General features: G+C 67.4%; 1 protein-coding gene and 1 pseudogene. Both read right to left on the bottom strand.

Going from position 1 to position 997, the window contains the following annotated elements:
• Nucleotides 1-429: hypothetical protein (locus AUL39_RS04485; protein WP_201783915.1), on the bottom strand; the 429-nt coding region annotated here is incomplete at its 3' end.
• Nucleotides 430-489: 60 nt separating this feature from the next.
• Nucleotides 490-997 (bottom strand): annotated as a pseudogene (locus tag AUL39_RS04480) (hypothetical protein); the annotation flags it as partial.

The following is a 997-nucleotide window of genomic DNA, read 5'->3' as shown; positions in this document are numbered from 1 at the left end:
CACGGTCCACTCGCCGATCGCCGCGCCGTCCTCCGCGTCGGCGTTGGCCTGCGCGTGTATGCGCCTGTAGCCGTAGGTGCCGCCGCTGGCCCCGGACGCCTCGATCACGGCCTTGCGGGCGGCCGCGTGCTCCTCGGTCTCGCCCTTGGCCTGGGCGCTCCTGGCGCATTCGCAGCTGCTCTTGGCCATGCCCACCGCGGGCAGGACCTCGCAGAGCCTGCATTCAGCCCTCAGCGCCTCCACCATCGCCGCCTTCTCCGCGTTGGTCAGCAGCCCCGGTTCGGCGCCCTGGCCTTCTTTTGCTATCTCGAGGGTCGCCTGGCGCACGCCGGGCTCGGGCTGCACCTTCCTGAGCTGCATCTTCGCCTCTCGCAGCATGTCCCGCAGCACCTCGATGTCGTCGGGCAGGTCGTCGTATTCCTTGCTCACGGGGACGCCTTTCTTCTCGGGGTCCCCGCCATTATCCCCCACAATCTCCCTGCGCCAAATTCAGGGCGCCGTCCTCGACGCGCCGTGCCTCTCCGCGATCTCCGCGGCCGGCCCCGTCCTCGCCTCCAGCTCGGCCACGACCTGCACCTTCCTCTCCACGGGAACGGGGTCCCGCTTCGGGTTCGGGCCCCTGTACTTGCGCTGCCCCGGGGCGATCTCGTCTATCCAGCCGCCGAGCACCTCGCGGCTCTTGGGGTAGCCGAGCGCCCGCATCGCCCTTGCCAGGCTCCTGCCGTGCTCGAGGTAGTGCTCGACGGCGCGCCGCTTCATCTCTGTGGTGTATCTCGGGTTGGTGGTGAACTTGCCTATAGGCACCTCGCCGGTATCCCTGTACTCGTTCCACCAGTTGCGCAAGCACGCCCTCGTCGGATACCCCAACTCTGCGATGGTGTCGGCGTAGCTATGGTCGAACTTGGCGAAGGTCTCTATCGCGATCTTTCTCTGCTCAGCGCTGTGCATGCGGCTTCCTTCCTGTTCCGATTTGGTCCAGGATTCCCACCGCAGTCCC

This window comes from Tractidigestivibacter scatoligenes, from assembly GCF_001494635.1.
In the GTDB taxonomy this organism is placed as follows: Bacteria; Actinomycetota; Coriobacteriia; order Coriobacteriales; family Atopobiaceae; genus Tractidigestivibacter; species Tractidigestivibacter scatoligenes.
The sequence above is the reverse complement of the archived record's forward strand: the minus strand, read 5'-3'. Positions and strand labels throughout refer to the sequence as shown.